The organism is Bacteroides parvus (assembly GCF_017309675.2).
In the GTDB taxonomy this organism is placed as follows: Bacteria; Bacteroidota; Bacteroidia; order Bacteroidales; family Bacteroidaceae; genus Bacteroides; species Bacteroides uniformis.
Genome location: NZ_CP084680.1, coordinates 309,007 through 334,715 on the forward strand (window position 1 = coordinate 309,007; position 25,709 = coordinate 334,715).

A 25,709-nucleotide genomic window follows, 5' to 3' on the forward strand; every position below is an offset into this window, starting at 1 on the left:
ACTTATGAAATCAAAGCATATATATAAAAGTATAGCTTGCGGTGTACTGTTGGCACTAACCGCAACCTCATGTGATCTGGACTATAATCCGGTAGACAGCTACTCGGATGTAACGGAAGGAGTGGACAAAACAGATGAAAAACCTATTTTCAACAGTGTGCAAGATGTGGAAACCTCAATGGTAACCCTTCATAAAAAATTCCGCGACCAGCAGGAGCACTGGTATGTCGACAAACTGCTTATCGGTGACGCCCACTCCGACAATGCATACGCCGGAACAACGGGTGCAGAAGTAGTACCTTATGAAACCAATTCCATTGAAGGATCTAATTCCGTACTAAAACGTGACTGGGACCGTTTTCTGGGTGATATTGCCGAAGCCAACCGTATCATCGTAGGCTGTGAGCAACTCAAGGCCCTCAGCGACAGTGAACGTGGCAAATATCAATCACAAGCCAAGATATTCCGTGCCATGGTAATGTTCGATATGGTACGTTTATGGGGGAATTTCCCTGTCATCACTACCGTGGGTGGTGACATCACCGAAGACAACGTAGAAGAGATGTACCCGACCTACTTTCCTCCACAGAATACAGCTGAAGAGGCTTATGCCCAAATAGAAAAAGACTTGACTGAAGCTGTGGAAAACCCCAACACACCGACAAACGATGCATCCGACAAGAGCATACTTACCAAATCGGTGGCACGTGCCATGCTTGCCAAAGTCTATGCAGAAAAGCCTCTGCGCGATTATGCAAAAGTTATCAAATATGCCGACGAATTGGCTGCCGACGGCTTCGACCTTGTAGAAGACTTCAGCGACCTTTGGGCTTATGATACAGAAAAAAAAGACTGCCGGGTACGCAATACTAAAGAAGCTATTCTCGAAGCTCATTTTCCTCCTGGTTCAGGGAACTGGTGTACGTGGATGTTTGGCCGCAACTTAAGCAACTGGGATGAAAGCTTTACCTGGGCCAAATGGATTACTCCTTCCCGCGACCTTATCCGCCTCTATGAGGAGCAAGGAGACACGAAACGCTACAATGAGTCTGTTGTATGGTATGAGTGCGGATGGAGCAACTATTATCCGGCAGACCATTATGCTTTCATGTACAAATGCCGCTCTGCTTTCAACAGTATCATTTATCTGAGATATGCCGACATCCTACTTCTTAAGGCTGAAGCCAAAATTATGGGAGAAACTCCCGACTTGAACGGTGCAGCCGACATTATTGACCGCATCCGTAACCGTGCCGGACTGGGTAAACTTCCACAAAGCACCCGTAGCAGTAAAGAAGCATTGCTCCAAGCTTATATGGACGAACGCCGTATGGAACTTGCTTTTGAGGGACAACGCTGGTACGACCTTTGCCGCCTCAATAAGGTAGAAGAAGTGATGAACGCCGTTTATGCCAAAGACAGTGGCCGCCTTGCACAAGAGAATTTGTTTAATGAAAACTCTTATCTACTCGCAATCCCTCAGGGAGCCATTGACCAGAATGAGAATTTGGTACAGAATCCAGGCTATTAACAATAAAAAGTAATATAAAAATCAATAGAATATGAATTTGAAAAATATATTCACTACCGCATTAGGCTGCTTCGCTGTATTGGCAGCCTGCGGCAATGATAATGACAGTGACGTCACTCCTACACCAGACCAACCTACAGAAGAGGCAAAAGATGTTACTATCTATGTGACGAACACCAGCCGTACTTACGACTTGAAAAAGTCTGGACTGGCCTTCGGCACCGGAAGCAACATGTCACCTTCTACCGTGACACTCGACCCCACCACCCGTTATCAGGAAATGGACGGTTTTGGCGCAGCCATTACTGGCTCTACCAGTTACAACCTGATGCAAATGACACAAGAGAACCGCACGAAGTTTCTGACTGAGACATTCTCGGATAAAGAAGGCTACGGCTTCAGCTATGTACGTATTGCCATCGGTTGTTCCGACTTCTCATTCAGTGAATTTACTTGCTGTGACGAAAAGGGACTTGAGCACTTTGCCCTTCCGATGGAAGACACCAAGTATGTAATTCCTATATTGAAGGAAATTCTAGCAATCAATCCTACTGTCAAAGTGATTGCTGCTCCATGGACATGTCCGAAGTGGATGAAAGTGAAAAGCCTGGAAGAACGTGTACCCTTTGACTCATGGACCAGCGGACACTTGAACCCCGAATATTACAGAACGTATGGCGAATATTTCGTAAAATGGATACAAGCTTTCGAAAAGGAAGGTATCAAAATCCACGCTGTGACTCCGCAGAACGAACCGCTGAACCACGGTAACTCAGCATCCTTGTTTATGGGATGGGAAGAAGCCCGTGACTTCATCAAGACCGGCCTGGGTCCCGCTTTCAAAGAAGCCGGAGTTGCCACAAAGATTTATGTTTTCGACCATAACTATAACTACGACAATCTGGCCGATCAAAAAAGTTACCCCACCAAGATTTATGATGATGCGGAAGCCTCACAGTACATTGCAGGTGCTGCCTACCACAATTATGGCGGTAACCGTTCCGAACTGCTGAACATCCATAAGCTTTACCCCAACAAGGAATTGCTTTTCACAGAAACATCCATCGGCACCTGGAACTCCGGCCGCGATTTAGAAGCACGTCTGCTTAACGATATGGAAGAAATAGCATTGGGGACAGCCAACAACTGGTGCCGCGGTGCTATTGTGTGGAACCTGATGTTAGACAGTGACCTGGGACCGGTAAGCCCTTCAGACGGTTCTTGCAAGACCTGCTACGGTGCAGTAGATATCGACAATACAAACTATTCTAAAATTGTCCGCAATTCCCATTATTACCTTATCGGCCACATGTCTTCAGTCGTGAAACCAGGTGCTGTACGTATCGGAACGACTGGTTACACTGCCAATGGGGTCACCTACTCGGCCTTTGAAAACACTGACGGCACCTATGCCTTCGTATTGGCAAACAACAATGCAGATGCCAAACGAATTACTGTAAGTGACGGCACTCACTACTTCTCCTACGAAGTACCGGCTAAAGCAGTCGTTTCTTATCGTTGGAAAAAATAAGACTAACAAATTAAACAGAAGATTATAATGAAAAACTTTAAATACTATCTGATGGCATTGGCAAGCATAGCCATGCTGAATGCCTGCAGCGATGACGATCCGGTTCCCGGCAACCCGACAATGGACTTTCAGGCAGAACCTTCTTCAGCCTTGTTCGGCGACAGTCTGCCTTTTACAATCAAAGCTTCGGACGCAGATGTACCTCTTTCTACACTGAAAGCACAGTTATACTTCAGTGACGAAATGGTTTCCGAAACTGTAATCCGTACCAAAGTTAGCGGACAAGAGTATAACGGGAAAATATATGTTCCCTATCTGGCAAACATTCCCAACGGAACAGCTACACTGAAGTTTATCCTGCAGAACATCAACTTTACGATTACAGAAAAAAGCTACGACGTGGCGCTGAGTCGTCCGGACTTCCCCTACCTGACTCTGATTTCCGGAGACCAAGAATACCGCATGGAAAAAGTCGCAGCCAATCAGTATAGTGTGACCAGTGAATTTGCACAAAAAGTGAAAGGTTACATCAAAGCTCCTAAAGTAGGCGCCAACGGCAATGAAATCAATTTCGGATGGAGTAACGGTGCCATCACACAAGGTACTTCCAGTGAGATTACTTTCTCCAGTCTGTCAGCCGGGAAGTATTCCATCTCCTTCAACACGCTGACTTATGCGGCCGCCCCTTTCGTGAAATTGTTACTGAACGGCTCTGAAATGGAAATGGTGGATGATAACCATTACAGCATCGACCTCAACCTGAAACAAGGGGACAACATCACCGCAGATATTCCCAACTTCAACCAGTACTGGATAGATCCCGACTTCTTCAAAAAGAATGAAGACGGTTCACTGAAATTTTTACCCATCGACGGAACTTACCGTATCATTGCCAATCTGGACCTAAATTATTTGGAAGTATTGAAAATGAACGGAACAAGTACCGATACACTGAACGATGACGGAACCGGTGCCCTTTGGATTATCGGTGATGGCATCGGTAAGCCCTCAGTAGCAACCAATGCCGTAGGTTGGACCACAGAGAAAGGGCTCTGCATGTCACAGATTGAAGCAAAGAAATATCAGGTGACGGTAGTAGCGGGAGAGCAAATCAAATCAGATGACATCAACTTCAAGTTCTTCCACCAGCAAGGTTGGGGAGGTGAATATAAAAACGATGCCTTGTCTACCACCAGTGACCTAGTATTTATAGGTGACGGTACCAATGGACGTGATGCCGGCAACTTGGGACTCGTAAAAGGCAAAAGTTTGGAAAACGGTGTTGCTTACCGGTTCACTGTTGACGTAACGGCAGGTATCTCTTCGGCAGTTCTGACAGTAGAAAAGGTAAAAAGATAGACGGATAACGCAGAAGATTAACTAAATGAGAAAGGGGCTGGCTCTATAAAAGAGTTCAGCCCCTCTTGTTTATGCAGAATATATGTTCCGGATTTAGCTTAAACCTTCTTTCGCCTCCTCTTGTGGAATACGTACCGAAGTGTAAAGCTCAAGAATGGCGGCTATCGTCAGAGACACAATCCATTCATTGCCCCTTGTAAAGAGCATGAATGCCCCCGTAAGCACCAGCAAAAGTGCACCGAATATTTGCTGCCGACGCAGGCGTTTGACGGTGGGACTTTTACACTTGGACGGAGAATTGATTTGTGCCAAAGCAACCATCGTAGCACCGACAGTATATATATAAGGTGAAAGAGGCCAGCCCGTAATATAAACGGCAGCTCCAGCCAGGAGCATCACGGCCCCTACTGCAAAAAGGGCGGGTATCAGTTGTTTCATTCTTCTATATCTTCTTCAAATACATAAATATCCTCATTGGGCTTTTTCATCAGATACTTCTCACGGGCAATCCGTTCGATGGCACCGGAGTCGACGGCAAGTTCATTGAGCCGTTCGGTATTCTCCTCGTATTCCTTGCGGTACTTTTCTATTTCATCGCGCAGACGACTTTCTTCCCGGGCGTAACCCAAACGGCGTACAACACTGTTCTCATCCAGGAACCCGATAATTACAGCAAACAACGCAAGCGTAATCAAATATTTATGCTTGCGGACAAAAGACCAGAGAGAAGCAAGTTTATCCATCTCGTTATCTACTATTTAGCAATTTATCATTCATGATGGAACTTGCCCATCATATAACTTCACGTCACAAAGATAAGAGGAATAACCGAAAGATTTCTTTTTTTTGTGTACATTTGCACAAAAAGCAAAGAATATCCCGAATATGGAAAACTATATCGTATCTGCACGGAAATATCGTCCCTCGACCTTTGAGTCTGTGGTAGGCCAACGTGCACTGACCACTACCTTGAAGAACGCCATTGCCACCGGAAAATTGGCGCATGCCTATCTTTTTTGCGGTCCGAGAGGCGTGGGAAAAACGACCTGTGCCCGTATCTTTGCTAAAACAATCAACTGCATGAGTCCCACAGCAGACGGTGAAGCATGCAACCAGTGTGAATCCTGCACTGCCTTCAATGAGCAACGCTCCTACAATATCCATGAACTGGATGCCGCCTCAAACAACTCTGTAGATGACATCCGCCAATTGGTGGAGCAGGTACGCATTCCACCTCAGATAGGTAAATACAAAGTATATATCATTGATGAGGTACATATGCTGTCTGCCTCGGCTTTCAATGCTTTCCTGAAAACACTGGAAGAGCCTCCACGCCATGCCATATTCATCCTTGCCACTACCGAGAAGCATAAGATATTGCCCACCATCCTTTCACGCTGCCAAATATATGATTTCAGCCGGATTGGTGTGGAAGATACCGTAGCACACCTCGCATATGTCGCTTCCAAAGAAGGCATCACTGCTGAACCGGAAGCACTGAATGTCATTGCCCTCAAAGCAGACGGCGGTATGCGCGACGCCTTGTCTATCTTCGACCAGGTGGTAAGCTTCAGCGGAGGACATATCACCTATAAGAGCGTGATTGAAAACCTCAATGTGCTGGACTATGAATACTACTTCAAACTAACCGGATTCTTTCTTGAAAACAAAATCAGTGACGCGTTGCTATTACTGAATGATGTGCTCAACAAAGGCTTCGACGGTAGCCACTTCATCACCGGACTTTCATCCCACCTGCGTGACTTGCTTGTCAGCAAAGACCCGGCAACACTGCCGTTGCTTGAAGTGGGTGCAAGCATCCGCGAACGTTATCAGGCACAAGCACAGCAATGCCCCCTCTCCTTTCTTTACCGTGCCATGAAGCTCTGCAATGATTGTGACCTGAATTACCGTGCCAGTAAAAACAAACGGCTATTGGTAGAGCTTACTCTGATACAAGTGGCACAACTGACCGCCGAGGAGGACGACGGCACCAATGGGCGCAGCCCTAAACAAGCTATAAAACCCATATTCACGCAGCCTGCCGCCGTTCAGCAGCCACAAGCCACTGCTGCCATGCCCCAACAAACTGTACAGCCGGCAGTACAGCCAAACAGAACTCCTCAACCTGCTGCTACGCAGCATGGCAATACTACAACTCCACATGCTACACCTGCTGCCATATTAATGGCACAAGGGAGAGAAGAGAAAAAAATTCCGGTCATGAAAATGTCCGGATTAGGGGTATCCATCAAACGCCCCCATATAGAAGAGGAACAAAGAAACCCTTCATCCAACTCTACTGCCGCCCACCAAGCAGCACAACCAGAAGAGGACTACATCTTCAATGAAAGGGATTTGAACTATTACTGGCAGGAGTATGCCGGACGTATGCCCAAGGAGCAAGTAGCCATAGCCAAGCGCATGCAGAACATGCGCATCACTTTAATAAATGACACAACTTTTGAGGCTGTAGTAGACAATGAAATCGTTGCCAAGGAATTTACCGGCATGATACCCACTCTGCAAAATTACCTACGTACCCGGCTAAAGAACCGCAAAGTCACCATGACTGTCCGGATTAGTGCTCCTACTGAAAAGGTACGTGCCTACGGACGCGTTGAAAAATTCCAGATGATGGCACAAAAGAACAGTGCCCTACTACAACTAAAAGAAGAGTTTGGTTTGGAACTGTATTAATTCCTTCCAATCGACTGCATAAAGTTGCTAACAAATTGAGTATAAAGGAGAAAAAAGCATCTATTTAATTTTTTATTTACTCATTTATATTTATTTTTGCCAATAATAAACAAAAGAGGCAAACAAACATTTGAGAACAAAAATGATTATATGGATGCTATTGGGGCAGCTATTGTATACTTCTGTCTTATCAGCACATACAATAGCCAATCAAGAAAAGCAGAGTATTCTGCAATCATTGGTCAAAAGACAAGTTCTCTATGATGACTCCATATCCATAGACAGCGTCATTACGTGGAGTGAGCAACTTCTTTCCACCCTACAATCAAATGAAGATAGAACGACGTATTTTCTATTACAACTTCAATTGGCCAATGCCTACACATTGCGCGGCGATATCAGCTTAGCAACGAACCGGGCACAACTTATGTACGAAGAAGCCAAAGCTACAGACTACCAATTTGGTATGGTAGTGGCCAACCAGGCCATTGGAGACGCCTATAACACAATAGCCAACATGGGGGATAAAGCCCTGGAATCATACCAGGATGCTTTGACTGAACTATCCAACATTTCAGACCAGCATCCATATAGGGCACAGCTTCTTTTAAAAATGTCCAACGTTCTGCAACGGAAAGGACGTCTGGAAGAAGCAGAGAAAATCCTGGAAGAGCTGGAAAAAATATTATATCAAGAGCCTGACTACCCGACAGACTTCTTTTTCTGCATCGAAAAGACGAATTTTGCCATTTCCCATGGGCACCTCTCACAAGACTATCTTGATGAAGCAAACATCTGGCTCCACAAAATAGACTCCATTTACCAACTGCACCCAGAAAAGTTCTACCGGTTTCACTTGGATTATACCACTGCTGCCTACTATAGAGCCATGGGAAATTTGGACAAACAATACTGGAAACAAGCTCTGGACATCTACTCCAAATTGCAAGCAGAATACTCCGGTAATAAGCGCTCCACGTATTACCGCTGGACTTCGCTGGAAAAAATCTATCTCTGTAAAATACAAGGCATGGCCATGGAAGCCTGCCGAATCTACCAGGAATTGTATCCTCCTATAGATACACTCGCTTCACAAAGCTATATCCGGCAAATCAATACGATAAAGGCAAAATACCAGGTAGATAAGGCAGAGACAGCCAGCAATAACGAATACAATAAAATCATAACCAGCATATTGGTAGGAACGATGGCATTAGTAACGTTATTTGTTCTACTTGCCATCCTACTCAAAAGGCAGCGGGAAAAGGTGAAGCTCTCCACCCAAAAACTAGCAACATCACGGATAAATGCCGAAAATGCCATGCGTGCAAAAAGCGTGTTCCTCTCGAACATGAGCCACGAAATCCGTACCCCGCTCAATGCGTTATCGGGCTTTTCATCCCTATTGACGGAAGAGGGACTGGACGATGAGACACGCCGTCAATGCAATGAAGTTATCCAACAGAACTCAGAACTATTGCTGAAGCTTATTAACGACGTGATAGATCTATCGAGTCTTGAATTCGGCAAACTGCAATTCTGTATTGTACAACATGATGCCGTAAGCATATGCAGAAATGTGATAGACACTGTGAATAAAGTGAAACAGACACAAGCTGAACTTACATTCACCACCGAGCTGGAAGAAATGCCCATCGAGACTGACGACTCACGCCTGCAGCAAGTCCTGATTAACCTACTGATAAATGCTACCAAATTTACCCCACAAGGCAGCATTGTCCTAAAGCTGGAAAAAGAAACGGACGATACCGTACTATTCACCGTAACAGATACCGGTTGCGGCATTCCCAAAGACAAGCAAGCCAACATTTTCCAACGTTTTGAAAAGCTGAATGAGAATGCTCAAGGCAGTGGGTTGGGACTCTCCATATGCCAACTTATCATAGAGCATATCGGCGGACAAATATGGATTGATTCAGAGTATACCGAAGGCTCACGTTTCTGTTTCACCCACCCCATAAGCCAGACAGGCAGAAAGGAGCATAAGAAATGAAACAGATATTTACATTGCTCATTGCCTTATGCTGGCTATTACCGTCCGCACACGCAGATGTGCGACGGGCAGAAGTCAAGGATAGCCTGCTACGTATATATCTAGCCTCTCCAGCCGATACCACCAGATTGAGAACTCTATATCAGATAGCACTGCTTGACCAACTGTCACCGACATTCATCTATTACGAGAACAAATTACTGGAAGAGGCCATCGCTCAGAAAAATGTACATTACCAGAGTGCCGCCATATATGCGCACATTATTTATTACTACAATCTACTGGACCAAAAACGTGCAGAACAATGGCTGAGGAGGCTCGAACAGTTGTCTGAAGAGCACAACTACTACCGCCATTACTTCAGAGGCAAAAAGATGATGATAGAATGCTATATCATCAGCCAGAAGATTGAATTAGCCCTCAAACAAGCACAAGACATGTACGACAAAGCTCAAAGTCTCGGCAACCATGACGGTATGCGCGAAGCATGCCTATGCCTGATGACCGGATATTTCAATACCTTACGTTACAAAGAAGGAATCACCTACCTGAACAAGGCTTTTGAACTGACAAATCCGGACTCCTCCCTTGCCACTCAGATTGATTTATTGACAAAAGCGGTACTGGCTTACTCATATCTGCATGACAATGGCAACATGTTCCGGTATCTGGAGGAACTCAACAATGCCAAAAATAGATTGCAGGAAGAAGGCACCACCGTACTGACAAACGGCTATACCAATTTGTATCTGCTCATAGATTTACAATACGCCCTTTACTATACCCGCCTTCAACGGCCTGCGGAAGCATGGGAATATTTGCAGCAATCAGAACGGCATCTCAGTACATCTTCATTTCTTCCTTATCGGTTGATACGTTTGGCAGCATATGCCGAATATTACCAACTGACAAAAGAATACGACAAAGCGTTGGCTTATTTAGAAGACGCCATTGAACTTGTAACCCCTATTTCACTGGATGATGCCATGATTTATGGACTTCAGAAAGCGGATATACTAGTAAAGATGGGGTTTCCGGACGACGCACTTCCTATCTATAAACAAATAACCAAGGCAAGAGATTCGTTATATACAGTATTCTCCACCTCACAGATAGAACAGATACAAAGCCTATATAATATGGACCAACTGCTTCTCCAAAAAGAACAGCGGCAAGCCAGTTTTCACCGTATCTGTCTGGTCACCTCCATTATCATCATTATAGCCTTGTTACTTTTCAACCTACATATGTATAGAAGCAGGAAGCGGCTGCAACAAGATGAGAAGGAAATGCGTAAATTGGCAATTATTGCCGAAGAAGCCAACGAAGTAAAAAGCCGTTTCCTTGCCAATATGAGTTATAATATCCGTATTCCACTGAACAATGTAGTCGGTTTCTCCCAACTGCTTTCCACCGACAACGAGCTGGATGAAGAAGAGCGAAAAGAGTATTCCGGTATTATCCAGGCCAATTCGGGTGAGCTTATCCAACTGGTAAACGACGTATTGGACCTCTCACGCCTGGAAGCGAATATGATGAAATTTCAATTGCAGGATTGTTATGTAAAAGAATGGTGCAACGAACTAGGTTTTCTAATACAAATGCGCAGTGAAGGCCATATCCTCCTGAAACTACAAGTGGAGGTAGGAGATGCGCGTATCCATACCGACGTCAACCGCCTTACACAAATAGTGACAAGTATGCTGCTTTATCCAAACGACTGTAAAGAAACGCGCAAAGTCAGCATGTTCTTGGTCAACCATCCGGACAAACACATCATAGCATGCCGGATAGAGAACAGCCCGATAGCCGATCCCAGGTTTGCCTCTCAAAAAGTATCAGTGCAACAGAAAATCAACCAGTTGTTCTTTGAACATTTCAAAGGTACCTATCAAACCGAGAATGTCGAAGAAGGAGAAATCGCAGTGATTACTTTTACCTATCCGACTCTTTCTTAAAAGCTGAAAACCTGCTTAAGTTCCAGCTAAAGCCAATAGTATCAGAGCAATTCGTTTACGAAGTTCAAAAATGAACATTTTTCAGTCTCTGCGGTATGCTATGCCGCTTTCTCGACTCCTTATTTAGACGACATACAAATTATACGTTTTTAATCAAGATTGATAGCAAGTAATAAAGAAAACCACTATTTTTGCCGAACGAATTAGTACTAATAATAATTTAAATCTAAAAGAAAATGGCTTACGTAATTAGTGACGATTGTATTGCTTGCGGAACTTGTATCGACGAGTGTCCGGTTGGCGCTATCTCTGAAGGTGATATCTATCATATCGACCCTGAGACTTGCACAGAGTGTGGTACTTGTGCAGATGTTTGTCCTTCTGAAGCAATTCATCCGGGAGAATAATACAATCCCAGTATCAAAAACAAAAGCGTGGGCAGATAAACTGCCTGCGCTTTTTTATATCCCCCACGTAAGATTCAGTACCTTCAAACCCTTCATTGTTATTTTCTATATACGGATAACACATTAGTTCACAGACATGAACACTTTGTTCCATAAGTAGAAAACAAAATGTTCGTACAGTATAAAACAAAGTGTTTATACTGTATGGAACAGAGTGTTCGCTATAATGAAACAAAGTATTTGCCATAATGAAGCAGAGTGTTTGCCATAACAAAACGAGCAGTCCGCTTTGATGAAACGAACTGCTCGTGACAGCATGACAGATGTCTTGCTAAAATAAGTTTGTAGAAGAAGTTAGAATCACTTCAGATTAGCCAGTGCTTCTTTTATACGACGGATAGCTTCAACTATATTTTCATCGCTGGTTGCATAACTCATACGAATGCATTCAGGAGCTCCGAAAGAAGCACCGCCTACGCAAGCCACATGAGCCACTTCCAACAGATACATGGCCAAATCATCTGAATCATTGATTTTACGTTCGCCGGCAGATTTACCGAAGAATGAATCGCATTTAGGGAACAGATAGAAAGCACCTTCCGGTACATTCACCTCGAAACCCGGAACTTCCTTGGCCAACTTTACAATCAAATCACGACGACGCTCGAAAGCCTTGCGCATTTCCTCCACCGGAGCTTGTGTACCCGTATAAGCAGCCTCAGCAGCCTTCTGAGATACAGAACAAGGACCGGAAGTATACTGTCCCTGCAATTTATTGCAAGCCTTCACAAGCCATTCCGGACCTGCAATGAAACCGATACGCCAACCAGTCATTGCATATGCTTTGGAAACACCATTCACAATGACCGTACGCTCTTTCATTTCGGGAAATTGCGCTATGCTCTGATGCTTGCCGATATAGTTGATATGTTCGTAAATCTCATCGGCAATCACAACAACCTGCGGATGCTTTGCCAATACTGCGGCCAGGCCTGCCAACTCCTCCTTGCTGTACACCGAACCCGTAGGGTTAGAGGGAGAGCAAAGAATCAGCGCCTTTGTCTTCGGGGTGATGACAGCCTCCAGCTGTGCAGGTGTTATCTTAAAGTCCTGGTCGATACCGGCAGGTACGATAACCGGCGTACCCTCAGCCAACTTTACCATTTCCGGATAACTGACCCAATAGGGAGCAGGCACAATTACTTCGTCACCCGGATTTACCAATACCAGGATTGCATTGCAAACCGACTGCTTGGCACCATTGGCGCAAGAAATTTGTGCGGCGGTATATTCCAGACCGTTTTCCTTCTTCAACTTCTCTACAATTGCATTACGCAAGGCAGGATAACCCGGCACTGGAGAATAGCGAGAAAAGTTATCGTCTATCGCCTTTTTCGCAGCCTCTTTAATGTGGTCGGGAGTATTGAAGTCCGGTTCTCCCACACTCAGGTTAATTACGTCTACGCCTTGAGCCTTCAGCTCTGCGCTCTTTTGAGACATAGCCAGTGTCGCAGAAGGCGACAAACTGTTTAAACGATCTGATAATTGGTTCATTTTGTTACTATTTAATGATTGTTACGCAAATCCGGTTGCAAAATAAGCGATTTTCTTTGATATAAGAAAACAAAAAGACAGTTACTTATTGAAATGAAGTGTATGTCCCATACGTTCTTTCTTGGTACGGAGATAACGCTCGTTGTATGGATTCGGAGTAGTCTCAATAGCTACGTTCTCCGTTATTTCCAAACCGTAAGCCTCCAAGCCTACACGCTTCACGGGATTATTGGTCATCAGCCGCATTTTGTGCACTCCTATCTCACGAAGAATCTGGGCACCTACACCATAATCACGCTCGTCTGCCAGATGTCCCAGGCAAATATTAGCTTCTACAGTATCCATGCCTTCTTCCTGCAATTTATATGCTTTCATTTTTTCCATCAGACCAATGCCGCGACCTTCCTGATTCAGATATACAACTACCCCCTTACCGGCTTTCTCTATCATCTCCATTGCCTTATGCAGCTGCTCGCCACAATCACAGCGTTTGGAATTGAATATATCACCAGTGGCACAAGAAGAATGTACACGCACCAGAATCGGTTCATCCAATTCCCAAGTACCCTTGAACAAAGCTACATGCTCCAAACCGTTCGACTTCTGGCGGAAAGGAATCAAACGGAAATGACCGTGGTCTGTAGGCATATCCACTTCCACTCCTTTTTCTACAATAGACTCCTGCTTCAAACGGTAGGCAATCAAGTCACGGATGGAAATCAATTTCAAGCCAAATTCATCTGCCATTCTACGCAATTCGGGCAAACGAGCCATTGTACCATCCTCATTCATTATTTCCATAAGGGCTCCCGCCGGATAAAGTCCAGCTAAACGTGCCATATCAATAGCCGCCTCCGTATGTCCAGCACGGCGCAACACACCTTTCTCCTGGGCATACAACGGATTAATGTGGCCAGGACGCCCGAAAGTGGCCGGAGTAGAAGCCGGATCGGCCAACGCCTGGATAGTAGCAGCGCGGTCTGCCGCAGAAACGCCAGTACTACAGCCTTCCAATTTATCAACAGTAACTGTGAAGGGAGTACCCAATACAGAAGTATTATCCGATACCTGATGCGGCAAATCCAGTTCCTTGCAACGCGAAACTGTAATTGGAGCACAAAGCACACCGCGGGCATGCTTCAACATAAAGTTTACTTTCTCCGGTGTAATCTTTTCAGCTGCAATTATCAAATCACCCTCATTCTCACGGTCCTCATCATCCACAACAATCACAAAGTTACCGGCTTTGAAGTCTTCAATGGCCTCTTCTATCGTATTCAACTTTACATTTTCCATAATCTATTTTGTTTTTATTTATTCTGATCTCTTTCTATAATTCCAATCACATCTTCATTTGTCTTGATAATCCGCTCCATATCCTTATTCAGACGGATACGGAATGCCCAGATACGGAAATAAAAGAACAAGCCTATCGGGAAAACAATACCGCAGAGCAAGTTTAACCAATAATTGCGGAACGGACGGACATGCGCATGGACGGGGATGACCGGATAGGTGTTCAGCGCTGTCAACAAAGTAACGGATCTTGTATTCGACATCTCATCTATCAGACTCTCCAAACGTTCGTTAATATCTTCCACCGCCTCATCCTGGCTATCAGTCATCCACAATTTAAAGTAATTGGGAGCACGTTTCAACCCCTTTCTATCAGCATATTCACGACAGTCTACGGACAAAGCCTTCAGCTCTTCCGGAATACGTGTATAATCAGGATCGTGGATGATTACTTCCTTACGGAACAGATGGCGTACACTGCGAATGCCCACAACCTTCTTGAACCAATTTATATAGGCATCAGCATTCAATACCACTGAATCATTGTTGGATTTATATGTCAGGAATGCACCCAATGGGGCCAAGACAGCGGTACTGGTCCACATACCCATCCAGACAACCCACTGTCCGTCACGAGCCATCTTATACCCTGTATTGTTGATGATGTAATAGATAATAAAAATCAATACAGAAACCACCACCGGCATTCCCAAGCCTCCTTTACGGATAATTCCTCCGAGTGGCGCGCCAATAAAGAAGAAGATGAGACATGCCAGAGAAAGAGTCAGTTTCTCATGCCAGGAAGTCATGTGCCGCCGAAGGCTGCTTTCAGTCTGCGATATATTAAAGCTCTTAAAACTCCAGTCACTCCCCGCACTCTCTGCACGGCTGACGGCCGTGGATATAACCTTCTGTTTCTGCATCAGTGTAGCCACATTGTAGAGGCTGTCTACATTGTACTCACCTAAATAAGCCTTTTCAATCTTCAATGTATCCTCTTTAGACAAGCTGGCTGTCACCTTATAAGTTCCTGCCATAGCTTCTTTATAATAACCACGCCCCACACTGTCATTCTGCAATTTCATGGAGTCAATGTCCGCCTGCAGCATTTTCATATCCTTACTGTTGGACTGATTACTCATGATACCTGCATCCACCATATTGAAATCCGAATTGAACTCAATGATTGCATGCTTTTCGCGGAATGTCTCACGCCGGTAAGGCACATTCCTTTGGTTCATGTTCTGCGATTTCAAATTCTCAAACTGCTCACCACTGTATAAATGCAAATATAAATGCTGTTTGTCAGCCGTCATCTCCAGACGTCCCGAATCAGACTTGATAATTTGAGCATTCTCAAAACCTTTCTCAAAATTATATATCAGTACGTCATACAGCATACCAGTTTTGCGGTTCTTATGCTTCACATACAGATTATAACCATCTATTTCATCGTAGAACACACCTTCAGGAATATCCACTTCGGGAGATTTCTGCTTCATGGAAATAAGCAAAGTCCATAATTTTGTTTGGGCTTTTGGTCCTATGACATTTTGGAAATAGAAAGAGACACAACAGATGAAACAAATAAAGATAATCAGGGGCCGCATGATTTTCAATAAAGAAATACCGGCTGCCTTCATGGCAAGTAATTCAAAACGTTCTCCGAAATTTCCAAAGGTGATAAGGGCAGCCAGCAGAATAGCCAGCGGCAACGACGCAGGTACCAACGAAAGCGCAGAATAAAAGAAAAACTGTGCAAGGACAGTCATCTCCAATCCTTTTCCTACCATTTCGTCCACATACCTCCATAAAAACTGCATCATAAAGATGAAGAGGCAGATGAAGAAAGTACCCATAAAGAGCATGCAAAAGCTCTTCAAAACAAATATATCTAACTTTTTTATGCGCAGCATTTTACTCGTTTCATGCAATGAGAGCACAAAAGTAGTACAAAAAAGGGAGTACGGGAAATTTTTAATCTAAAGTTAACTAAAAACCACAAGTTCTTCGCAAAGTATCCACTTGCGATTCCCATAATTCACGCGAATCACCCACCTCGTCTATATCGGCAAAGTCTGTTATCTCCAATACGAAATCATTGGTCAACTCATTGTTTGTCATCTTCAGTTCAAAGTATTCTCGCTCGTTCTCATCGTCCAGCCAGCGGAAGCGGATGAATGAATACGCTCGCACGGCAATAATCTCGGCATCACGTTTTTCTGTTTTTCCCCAAAAAAAGGTTACTGTTTTATCGTCTGACTGAACCCTATCAGCAAACCAGCCCTCCAAACCAGTAGGGGTACTTATCGCTGCCCAAAGAATACTTTTAGAAGTCGCATTCAAGAGATATTCCAAATGTATTTTCTTTCTTTCCATAGTCTATTCTGCTTTTTATTGCGCCAGCCAAGATAAATACTTTTTTCTAATTACAGAAAATAAATCATCAAATTTATTTATATCTCCCTTTCCATACACCCCTAATTCATTGATAATGTTATACAAATACGTTTAATAAAAAGTACTGCAAACCACTTCAGCACCCTATCAGCAAAAGAAAAAGCAGAAAATATCCATAAAAGTTTTGGCAATTTAAATAAAAGCTATATCTTTGCACCCGCAATCGAGAAATGATGGCGGGATAGCTCAGCTGGTTAGAGCGCATGATTCATAATCATGAGGTCACCGGTTCAATCCCGGTTCCCGCTACTAAGTCGAAAGGCTTGTAAATTAGGCAATTAGGAGGCTTCCACTCTTGGTTGTCTTTTTTATTTATAGAGGTATTTGCACAGATTTTGCACGGATTTTAATGTAAAACACTGATAATCAATGAAAACGTAAGATAATTCTACTTTAAAATCTCTTTCTTCTGTTTTCTTTTCATTGCTTGGTTTTTCTTAACGGTAATGTTCGAGATAAGACTTAAGATGTCCAATGATGAGGCTTGAATCACAATAAAATCATTCTCGAATGATGTTTCTTGCACGAAATCTTGCACAAATGAATATGAGAAAAGAGATAAGCTACACACCGGTAATTACCTCTTTTCATCGCGATAAAATTGAGTAAGAAGTACATATCTTACAATTTTCTTGTTTTCATGTAATATTACTATCGACAACCAGCTTTCAAGCAAAAGCACTTTCAAACAGATTAAGCGTATTCAAGTTATAAAGTTATACCTCATGAAAGAGCATCTCACCGTTAAGTGATTTGATAATCGACTTTCAAGCAAAAGCACTCTCAAAGCCAATTAAGCGTATTCAAATTATAAAATCATACCTCATGAAAGAGCATCTCACCATTAAGTGATTTGATAATCTATTTTCAAGCAAGAGCATTCTCAAGCCAATTAAGTACATTCAAGTTATAAAGTTATACCTCATGGAAGAACATCTCACCGTTAAGTGATTTGATAATCGACTTTCAAGCAAGAACACTCTCAAAGCCAATTAAGCGTATTCAAATTATAAAGTTATACCTCATGAAAGAGTATCTCACCGTTAAGTGATTTGATAATCGACTTTCAAGCAAGAACACTCTCAAGCCAATTAAGCGTATTCAAGTTATAAAGTTATACCTCATGAAAGAGCATCTCACCGTTAAGTGATTTGATAATCGACTTTCAAGCAAGAACACTCTCAAAGCCAATTAAGCGTATTCAAATTATAAAGTTATACCTCATGAAAGAGTATCTCACCGTTAAGTGATTTGATAATCGACTTTCAAGCAAGAGCATTCTCAAGCCAATTAAGCGTATTCAAATTATAAAGTTATACCTCATGAAAGAGTATCTCACCGTTAAGTGGTTTGATAATCGACTTTCAAGCAAGAACACTCTCAAGCCAATTAAGCGTATTCAAATTATAAAGTTATACCTCATGAAAGAGCATCTCACCGTTAAGTGGTTTGATAATCGACTTTCAAGCAAGAACACTCTCAAGCCAATTAAGCGTATTCAAATTATAAAGTTATACCTCATGAAAGAGCATCTCACCGTTAAGTGATTTGATAATCGACTTTCAAGCAAGAACACTCTCAAGCCAATTAAGTACATTCAAGTTATAAAGTTATACCTCATGAAAGAGCATCTCACCGTTAAGTGGTTTGATAATCTATTTTCAAGCAAGAGCATTCTCAAGCCAATTAAGTACATTCAAGTTATAAAGTTATACCTCATGAAAGAGTATCTCACCATTAAGCAATTTGATAATCTGCTTCTAAAAATATATAAAGACAAAGATTCAAGAGTATTTAAAGTACATCTTGAATCTTTGTATCTAAAAATAAACCGTTTAGAATGTTAAAAATATTTGCTCTTCATCATTTGATGGTAAAATACGAGTTATTTTATCATTGTGCATAAGTTTGAATCCATAGCGCCTTAGCATATTTTTCATTGTTACCATCTTTGATTTTTTTACACCTTTATCAGAATTACGTATCAGCCAATCAAGAATCTGGCATGAATATTTAAGAGATAAACCTTCCTCAACCATTAGCTGATAGAAAGAAGAACAAGATACCTCCTTAAATATTTTCGTAATAATAGGAATATCGATGAAGCAAACAACATCTTCTAATGAATACGACTGATTTGTGGATAACTTAGATTTTCTTATCTCCTTTTTCTTCATATCTTCTATTATCCACTCATATAATATATTCATAAACTTTCGATACATAGATTCCGTACCAAACGCAAACTTACTTTCATCAAAATTTTCCTCATCCCAATCATCACCGTAATAGTCAATACAATCATCTGAATTTAAATCTATTACAGTATCCTCCAATCCTTCCGCAAGATTGATGTTTTGAATTTCATTTTCAACTTTAGACTTTTTTGGTTTTCTTGTTCGTTTCTTACTCATTACCCTTTCTTTTGCTTCTTCTTTAGTTGTAAGAGTGGTAAAATATGTAATTTTGTCCCAATATTCTCGTTCGTCCACGAATCTACTCAAAGCATTATGCCACCTGCGATTAAAATATTCATCCAGTATTCTAACTTTTTGTTTTTCCGAATAATATGCTCCATATTTACCTGTGATTTTCATAAATTCATGTAATTCTTCCATGTTCACTACGCCATTGATTAGAAATGTTTGGCGGGCTGTAATTAATGAATCTACATTTAATAGAGGATATTCTTCAGAAACTCCAATCATATAATCAATCTGCTTTAATTTTTCTTTATGCTCATAATTTGTATAATTCATTAATATATGATTTATCTCCTGACGTGCATTAATTATGCGGTCTGAATAATAGTGCTTTGACTCACGTCTCATTTTTGCTATCTCATAATCATTATAACTAATATTTCCAATACACCTGTTTTTAAACAGATAATCAAGTGCAACTCTGTCCATTCCTAAATCGATATTTCTACATAATCTTTGTATTGATTCCTTAATTTTTTTTCCTTCTCTGAATCCAAAATAAATTTCCGCACATTTAATATCTATTTCTAAAACATTATTCGTTATCTTATTTTTTATAGCAACAATATGCTTTATTTCTCGGAGACTGCATGGGCAACATACTCTTTGAGTTGTATTATAATAGTATTTATCAAACTCCCATTCTTTTTTTGCTTCATCCCATGTTGTGTATGCGCTATTTTTCAACACAGCATTCTTAAGAGCTATTGGAGGGTTTTCTTTTGTTTTTTTGAATTCACACATGATTTATTTTTTTTAGAGGAACGGAAATTTTATTAAAATCTCCGTTCCATTGATTAATGTTTAAAATTTTATTAGCGAGACAATATAACTATCATTTCTCTTTTTTCATCTACATCGATTTGGAGTCCACAATCATCAAGTATAGCCCAAAACAACAGTTCGTCAGGTATTGGATAATTGTGTTTCGAGCAATATTCTTTATATTCATTCCAGAAAGGTTCATACTTAAAGCTTTGTCCTTTGAATATCAAACATTTTTGATGTATCCAGAATTTAATAAATTGTTTTAATTCTTTGATTGTTGTCATTTTTTCTTTTTTTAATTGAGCCGATTTTGTAATATAATTAATTGTATCTCGTCCTGTTAAGTATCGACTCGTTTCACTTTTCATTCCGAGTTGTTCTTGCAGCCATTCTTCCTGTTCGTCAGGAAAGAAGTAATTCCGGTTTCCTGACTGATAAAAAAGTATCTTGCTTTCCGAAGTCATCTTATATAGTTCCGACTCGCTCACCAAAAATCCTTTTTTCTCCAAGTAAAGTTTGGCTTGTTTAATGGATAGATATTTGGGTATCTCTTCCGGCTTCTTGATTCTTTGCGTTAATAACTTTTTCATCATACTTTTTTCTTCCATTTGTTTAAAGGACTTTTAATTAATAATTGCAACTCATTTTCTTCATGTGATACAGTTTGAATTTTATCTTCACACCATTTGTCAAGTTCTTCTGGAATGAACAATAATGTATTACCACTTTTATGGAAAGGCATTCTTCCACAAGATGTAAGTTTATACAATTGGGACTTGCTCATTGGAAAACCTGTCTTTTTTAAATAGGCCAGTGCATTTTCCGTACTTAAATATTTGGGGGTTTCTTCCCTTTTTTCTATTCTGTTTACCAGAATGTTTTTTATCTCTGATATTTCCTGAATCAGATAATCTATCCGTTCCGGCAACGTGTCATAACTTGTTTTTTGATGTTCCATACCTTTTGTTTTTTGTTTCTGGTGCAAAAATACAAAGGTCCAAAAGCGGCATAAAAAGGCACGTTCAGGCACATTCAAGCACGTTTGTATCAGACTAATTATTAGTTTGTTACATATATTGCCGAAAAGAAATTATTGATTTTGGCACGTTCAGGCATGAAATATATTTGATTAGTTGGTTACGTTTTGTATTTTTGTCATAAACATCATGTAGTAATATGGCAAAGAAAAGAATACCGATAGACAAAGAGAGATTTGAAACTTTAAAAAACGAGTTAGTAAGAGTTTCTAATATAGATTTGAGTTCAGATAATGCATACTCTGACCTATGCGATTATATAAAGAAACAGAGCAATACAAATTTTCCTCTCCCAAAATATGAAGACGGAAGCGTTATCCAGCAATCTGAAACTATCAGCGTTGATACATTACGTCGTTATTGGGGAGATAAAGATGCAGACAAGGAAAGAAAGCCGGATGTTGGAAAATTATCTTTCATGGCTCGTGCTTTAGGATATAAGGATTGGGAAACATTCTGCCACGAATACAAACAGACCAATACGGACTTTGACATAGAGAAAGGATTCAATGGAATGGACTATTTCAAGTTTTCTTCGTTATGCAAAAATGAAATAATCTGTATCGGCTGGTATCCTCAAAAATATTGCAGATTGAAGTTTTTAGGAGAATATTCTTTTGAGGTCGTTGAATCTTATAGAATGGAAAGTAAGATTGGACGCAAGTTTGACACTTCCGGTTTCCGTCTCGCCCCAATATCAGACAAGGCTATTTTACCACAAGTCCTGATAGAGCCATTATATGAATATCAGGAAGACTTATGGAATGCCATAGAAAACTTTGATATAAAGAATTGTCCTACAGAAATCCTTTTATAAGAAAAGATAAAAGTGAACAAAGTGAGTAAAGTGAACTATATTTTTATAATAGAGCATATTCTTATTTTATAGACCATATAACGATATAAAACCTTATACTTTTTATAAAATATAGTTCACTTTACTCACTTTATTCACCATGTAATAATTTTCTACTTTTATTTATTCTTTCATATTCGAGATATGCTCGTGCTTCTTTATACCGAGTATTAGAGGCAGGAGAAAAGCACGATACAGGAGACGAAAACAGCCTTATTTTTGGTATGGGAAAATAATAATCTTACGTCTATTTGGAAGCGAAAAGGATATGCAGAAAATCGTTTATTCTTGTGAAAAAACTATTGCGTTTCGTGAGTTTCATATCGCCTTCTCCTAAAAGCAGCCACCTTGCATTTATAGACGGAAAGGCAATCAGTATCTTTTGCACAATCCAGACTGTAGGAAGTTCTTTTCTGAATAAAATGTTCATCAATATAGTAAAAGACAATCCCGTTCTTTGACAAAAATCAGGAACAGAAGGAGATTCTTTTTCGGCAACCTGTTTGATTCTGGCTTGTATGCCACCATTCAGAACATCCCAAAAGGACAAAGGCAAATTGATGTTCTTTATATGAACCGCTTCTTTGAATAACGGTGCAATCTCAAATGGCGAATGTTTGGATATTCCGCATCCTATCTCTGTAACTAAAAAAGTATATTCCGAATGTTGTTCTGCATATAGTAGAAAATCATCAATATGTTTTTTAAGATTCTCAATGTGTTTGGAAGGCATCGCATAGGTCTGTCCCTGTATTCCCGCAGCCTGTCCCATAATAGCACCGAATTTCATCGCTGTTGCTGCGGCATTTCCATTATGTACACCGTTTGAGTTTGAACCGAACACAAATATTTCATTTTCTTTCAGCTCCGTAATGTTGGATGGAGTAATTCTTTCGTTCATGTTTTAAAGTTTTTGGGTATAAAAAATCCTCTTACTACATAAGCAATAAGAGGATTCTATAAGTGTATTACTCTCGATTATTATCAGTTCAACGAAATAAGATTAATAATTTTATTTCCGTTGTCGGCAACATTATCGATTACCACTTCATCTGACTCTGTGATGATTCCTACAACATTTGCACCATCCATATATCTAATACCACTAAATGTTATATTGGAACTTTCTGGACTTGCAAAAAGGGTTTGTATTTCATAGTCATTTATTCTGAACTCTGACTCTTGATAATCCGCCATGCTCATTTTATAAAAGCGAGTATTATTTTGTATATACCATGCTCTATTCGTTTGGAAATGCCCCTCAACTCCTTCATGCCAATTAAAACTATTTGGAAGTTCTACTGATTGATATGTTGTTCCATCAAATTCATAGTACCGACCATAATTGGTTTGTAATAGAACAGTATTTCGGGCGTAATTATATATAATACCCCAAATATCGATATCAGGATATTCATCGTCACCCTCTATCTTACAGATTTCTGTTTCTTTCAATTCATTATTACCAACCATTTCCCATTTGATAATCTTTTTATCTTGATATGAATATAGTTCATTGTTTATAACAAAAGGAATATCAGTAATAGGATATATTCTACCACCCGGACATTTTACCTTATAGTTTTTATTATCGCCATAATTATTCCAATATATAATGAATCCATCTCCAGTAACATCAAAATTCGTGAAATTTTGTCCATCAGCTAACATTGGTTGTAGTGTAAATTTAGAAACATCAAGCTTATAAATCTGATGATTATTCGTTGCAATATAAATGTTTCCTTGATTGTCCAATACTGTTTGCAACTCTATCCCCTCACCCAAATATACATCTATTTCCTTGGGCCATCGATATATCTTTTCTGTTTGGACATCAACAATGGAGAGGTATTCTGTACTACCCCAAGCTACACTTATACCTAAACCATCAGGTTCAGGTTTATAGAACAAATCGATAATATCTTGTGCGATAGGATTTACAAGAAGAACTTTATCGCTCAATTTCAAAACTTTATGAATACCAATATTATGGTCTTGACCGTCTTCTCCCTTGATTGATAACTTTACCTCATTACCTGATAAGTCAAGTTTGTAATAAGAGTCGTCCCCTGTTGCTCTTGTTGCGGATGATTTCTGATAAATCATCTTGGCGTCACTCACATTCAAATTCGTAAGGTATTTATAACCTTCTTCATAATTGATATTGCCACTACCGGAACCACCGTCATCACTACATGCAGTAAATAAAGCTACCGCACCTAACATTAATAAAAATTTCTTCATAATTACCAGTATTTATTCCATTCTTCCCGCCCACACAGAAGAAGTTTATAAAATGCGAAAGCGTGAGGGCTGCTAACTTATTTTACGGAATAGGCTCTGGTAAAACCCTTGAACTAAAACAAGCAACAGTCTCCCCACGCCATATATGGATATGACGCGAGAGATGCTAACTTATTCCCGTTCGTTAATAGTTTACCAGACTTTATTCCGGAGAATCAGTTAAACACTTTCGTGTACCTTAAATTTCTAATATGTCCGCCATGTTGCCATGACGATGCAAAATTAGAAAAAATAAGGCACATCACAAAGTTACATCTCATAAAGAGACTGTTGCAGGTTACAAAATTAGATATTCTTATTCATTCAGCATTTCATCAATGGCGAATTCGTGAAGTTCATGCTCCAGCTCCATTTCTTTAAGCCGTTCTTCTTTCTTCTGAAAATAATCATCGCCCAAACCTTTTTCTTCGAGTGCCTTGTCGAATTTATCAAGTATTTCATCTGAAACACATTCTTCATCGTCATTATCGATTGACTCGTCCAATACAGCAAGCATATCCTCCATTGTGTATTTCTGTTCTTGTGAAGAAGTATCTTCCGTTAATGAAAACTCTGTATCATCCTCACAATCAATATCCGGCCCTAACATATCTATAAGCTCATCGATTGTATAATCTTTGTCTTTAAAAGAATCTTTTGTGCCTTCTTCTTTGACAACCGGCTCTTGAACACCGGTTTCCTGTATGCTTTCTTTTTGAGCAGACATTTTAGTCTTTGGTGCTTTCTTTGAAGATTTCTTTTTAGTCTCTACAACTTCGGCAGTCACCGGTTGTTCTTCTTCTACTTTTTTCTTTCGTGCCATAACTTTATTTATTTTTGAATTTAGTAATACTCCGAATACATGAATCATCGGACATTACATATATCCTCTTTTTTGTCGGAATATAAAAGAAAAAGGTATTTTAACTATATTCTTAACCTGAATTAAGCTCTCGCACCGGTGATTTTGCATAAAGAAAGCCCGATTCCCCACAAAGCAAGAGAATCGGGCAGAATATCGAAGCTGCCCCAATATAGCCTATATACAAGCCTTAAAAGCTCAATAAACTCGCATTTCTGGCTCTATTTTCAGACTCCAAATCGGCAAGATATATCTCGGTAGTGGTTACGCTTGTATGACCCAACATAGGTGATATTATAGACACCGGAACACCCTCGTTTCTCAATACGGTAGCATAAGTATGGCGTGCCATGTAAGTAATATTTAGAAATGCAATAAAAAAACAGAATGACGAGAATTAAACGTAAAACGTTTATAATTAAGCATTTTGCAAGAATTGCAGAACAGACATACCTGCAAAAGAAAACAAAATATTGCGACGTTTCAGTTACCAGACTGTTAGCCGCCTGTTTCGGAAACAACGGCAGGTAACCGAATTTTTACCGATAGGAACAAAGCGGATTTGTATTCACTGTTTATCAATGTTTTGCATGCCAAAGGACGCTTTTCA

20 protein-coding genes, 1 tRNA gene and 1 pseudogene are annotated in these 25,709 nt (G+C 40.6%); 9 read left to right on the forward strand and 13 right to left on the reverse strand.

Annotated features, from left to right (window positions below):
- Positions 1-4: 4 nt before the first annotated feature.
- From JXR92_RS01260 to JXR92_RS01270, 3 genes are read left to right on the forward strand one after another with little or no spacing between them, the layout of a single operon-like run.
- The gene (locus JXR92_RS01260) at positions 5-1,531 is read left to right on the forward strand and encodes a RagB/SusD family nutrient uptake outer membrane protein (protein WP_117601291.1); all 1,527 of its coding nucleotides are present in this window, start codon (positions 5-7) and stop codon (positions 1,529-1,531) included.
- A 31-nt stretch (positions 1,532-1,562) separates the two neighbouring features.
- Positions 1,563-3,062 (forward strand): glycoside hydrolase family 30 protein, encoded by a 1,500-nt coding sequence (locus tag JXR92_RS01265; RefSeq protein WP_117601292.1) that lies wholly within the window; start codon positions 1,563-1,565, stop codon positions 3,060-3,062.
- 27 nt (positions 3,063-3,089) lie between these two features.
- A complete protein-coding gene (locus tag JXR92_RS01270; protein ID WP_138346495.1) occupies positions 3,090-4,421 on the forward strand; it encodes a DUF5125 domain-containing protein in 1,332 nt (443 codons plus the stop codon).
- Positions 4,422-4,514: 93 nt separating this feature from the next.
- On the opposite strand, the gene JXR92_RS01275 is transcribed toward JXR92_RS01270, so the two are convergent.
- Positions 4,515-4,859 carry a hypothetical protein gene (locus JXR92_RS01275; protein ID WP_117601294.1) on the reverse strand — a complete coding sequence of 115 codons (345 nt, stop codon included), beginning with the start codon at positions 4,857-4,859 and terminating at the stop codon, positions 4,515-4,517.
- Complete coding sequence (locus JXR92_RS01280) at positions 4,856-5,164, reverse strand: FtsB family cell division protein (protein ID WP_005824736.1); 309 nt, start codon at positions 5,162-5,164, stop codon at positions 4,856-4,858. Before JXR92_RS01280 ends, JXR92_RS01275 begins: the two co-directional genes overlap by 4 nt.
- Positions 5,165-5,306: 142 nt before the next feature.
- Between JXR92_RS01280 and JXR92_RS01285 the strand changes: the two genes are divergently transcribed.
- The 4 genes from JXR92_RS01285 (at position 5,307) to JXR92_RS01300 (ending at position 11,500) form a co-directional block, all read left to right on the forward strand.
- The gene (locus JXR92_RS01285) at positions 5,307-7,121 is read left to right on the forward strand and encodes a DNA polymerase III subunit gamma/tau (RefSeq protein WP_138346498.1); all 1,815 of its coding nucleotides are present in this window, start codon (positions 5,307-5,309) and stop codon (positions 7,119-7,121) included.
- 142 nt (positions 7,122-7,263) lie between these two features.
- On the forward strand, positions 7,264-9,135 hold the full coding sequence (locus tag JXR92_RS01290) for a tetratricopeptide repeat-containing sensor histidine kinase (protein ID WP_138346501.1): 1,872 nt from the start codon (positions 7,264-7,266) through the stop codon (positions 9,133-9,135).
- Positions 9,132-11,093: a sensor histidine kinase gene (locus JXR92_RS01295; protein ID WP_138346504.1), complete on the forward strand. Its 1,962-nt coding sequence runs from the start codon at positions 9,132-9,134 to the stop codon at positions 11,091-11,093. The genes JXR92_RS01290 and JXR92_RS01295 overlap by 4 nt, the downstream gene beginning before the upstream one ends.
- 236 nt (positions 11,094-11,329) lie before the next feature.
- A complete protein-coding gene (locus JXR92_RS01300) occupies positions 11,330-11,500 on the forward strand; it encodes a DUF362 domain-containing protein (RefSeq protein WP_005834872.1) in 171 nt (56 codons plus the stop codon).
- Positions 11,501-11,860: 360 nt separating this feature from the next.
- On the opposite strand, the gene JXR92_RS01305 is transcribed toward JXR92_RS01300, so the two are convergent.
- The 4 genes from JXR92_RS01305 to JXR92_RS01320 form a co-directional block, all read right to left on the reverse strand.
- Positions 11,861-13,054: a pyridoxal phosphate-dependent aminotransferase gene (locus JXR92_RS01305; RefSeq protein WP_119962287.1), complete on the reverse strand. Its 1,194-nt coding sequence runs from the start codon at positions 13,052-13,054 to the stop codon at positions 11,861-11,863.
- Between the two features lie 81 nt (positions 13,055-13,135).
- Positions 13,136-14,350, reverse strand: coding sequence for a bifunctional 3,4-dihydroxy-2-butanone-4-phosphate synthase/GTP cyclohydrolase II (locus JXR92_RS01310; RefSeq protein WP_117967010.1), 1,215 nt, complete (start codon positions 14,348-14,350; stop codon positions 13,136-13,138).
- 14 nt (positions 14,351-14,364) lie between these two features.
- A complete protein-coding gene (locus tag JXR92_RS01315; RefSeq protein WP_117967013.1) occupies positions 14,365-16,266 on the reverse strand; it encodes an LptF/LptG family permease in 1,902 nt (633 codons plus the stop codon).
- Between the two features lie 76 nt (positions 16,267-16,342).
- The gene (locus JXR92_RS01320) at positions 16,343-16,729 is read right to left on the reverse strand and encodes an START-like domain-containing protein (protein ID WP_005824726.1); all 387 of its coding nucleotides are present in this window, start codon (positions 16,727-16,729) and stop codon (positions 16,343-16,345) included.
- 256 nt (positions 16,730-16,985) lie between these two features.
- Here JXR92_RS01320 and JXR92_RS01325 point away from each other — a divergent pair.
- Positions 16,986-17,059: transfer RNA gene (locus tag JXR92_RS01325), tRNA-Met, on the forward strand.
- A gap of 1,586 nt (positions 17,060-18,645) precedes the next feature.
- Here the strand turns inward: JXR92_RS01325 and JXR92_RS01330 are convergent.
- From JXR92_RS01330 to JXR92_RS01340, 3 genes are all read right to left on the reverse strand, one after another.
- Positions 18,646-20,037, reverse strand: a complete 1,392-nt coding sequence (locus tag JXR92_RS01330; RefSeq protein WP_138346707.1) for a hypothetical protein — start codon at positions 20,035-20,037, stop codon at positions 18,646-18,648.
- Between the two features lie 71 nt (positions 20,038-20,108).
- Positions 20,109-20,669 (reverse strand): MerR family transcriptional regulator, encoded by a 561-nt coding sequence (locus JXR92_RS01335; protein ID WP_138346704.1) that lies wholly within the window; start codon positions 20,667-20,669, stop codon positions 20,109-20,111.
- On the reverse strand, positions 20,651-21,019 hold the full coding sequence (locus tag JXR92_RS01340; RefSeq protein ID WP_206897527.1) for a MerR family transcriptional regulator: 369 nt from the start codon (positions 21,017-21,019) through the stop codon (positions 20,651-20,653). Before JXR92_RS01340 ends, JXR92_RS01335 begins: the two co-directional genes overlap by 19 nt.
- A 218-nt stretch (positions 21,020-21,237) precedes the next feature.
- Here JXR92_RS01340 and JXR92_RS01345 point away from each other — a divergent pair, with 218 nt between their 5' ends.
- A complete protein-coding gene (locus JXR92_RS01345; protein ID WP_206897528.1) occupies positions 21,238-21,915 on the forward strand; it encodes a hypothetical protein in 678 nt (225 codons plus the stop codon).
- Positions 21,916-22,201: 286 nt separating this feature from the next.
- On the opposite strand, the gene JXR92_RS01350 is transcribed toward JXR92_RS01345, so the two are convergent.
- From JXR92_RS01350 to JXR92_RS01365, 4 genes and pseudogenes are all read right to left on the reverse strand, one after another.
- The gene (locus JXR92_RS01350) at positions 22,202-22,855 is read right to left on the reverse strand and encodes an A1S_2505 family phage non-structural protein (RefSeq protein ID WP_226791235.1); all 654 of its coding nucleotides are present in this window, start codon (positions 22,853-22,855) and stop codon (positions 22,202-22,204) included.
- Positions 22,856-22,938: 83 nt separating this feature from the next.
- Positions 22,939-24,198, reverse strand: a complete 1,260-nt coding sequence (locus tag JXR92_RS01355; protein WP_138346677.1) for a YncE family protein — start codon at positions 24,196-24,198, stop codon at positions 22,939-22,941.
- A 355-nt stretch (positions 24,199-24,553) separates the two neighbouring features.
- Complete coding sequence (locus JXR92_RS01360; RefSeq protein ID WP_206897501.1) at positions 24,554-25,060, reverse strand: hypothetical protein; 507 nt, start codon at positions 25,058-25,060, stop codon at positions 24,554-24,556.
- Positions 25,061-25,289: 229 nt separating this feature from the next.
- Positions 25,290-25,536: pseudogene (locus JXR92_RS01365) on the reverse strand (tyrosine-type recombinase/integrase).
- Positions 25,537-25,709 lie beyond the last annotated feature (173 nt).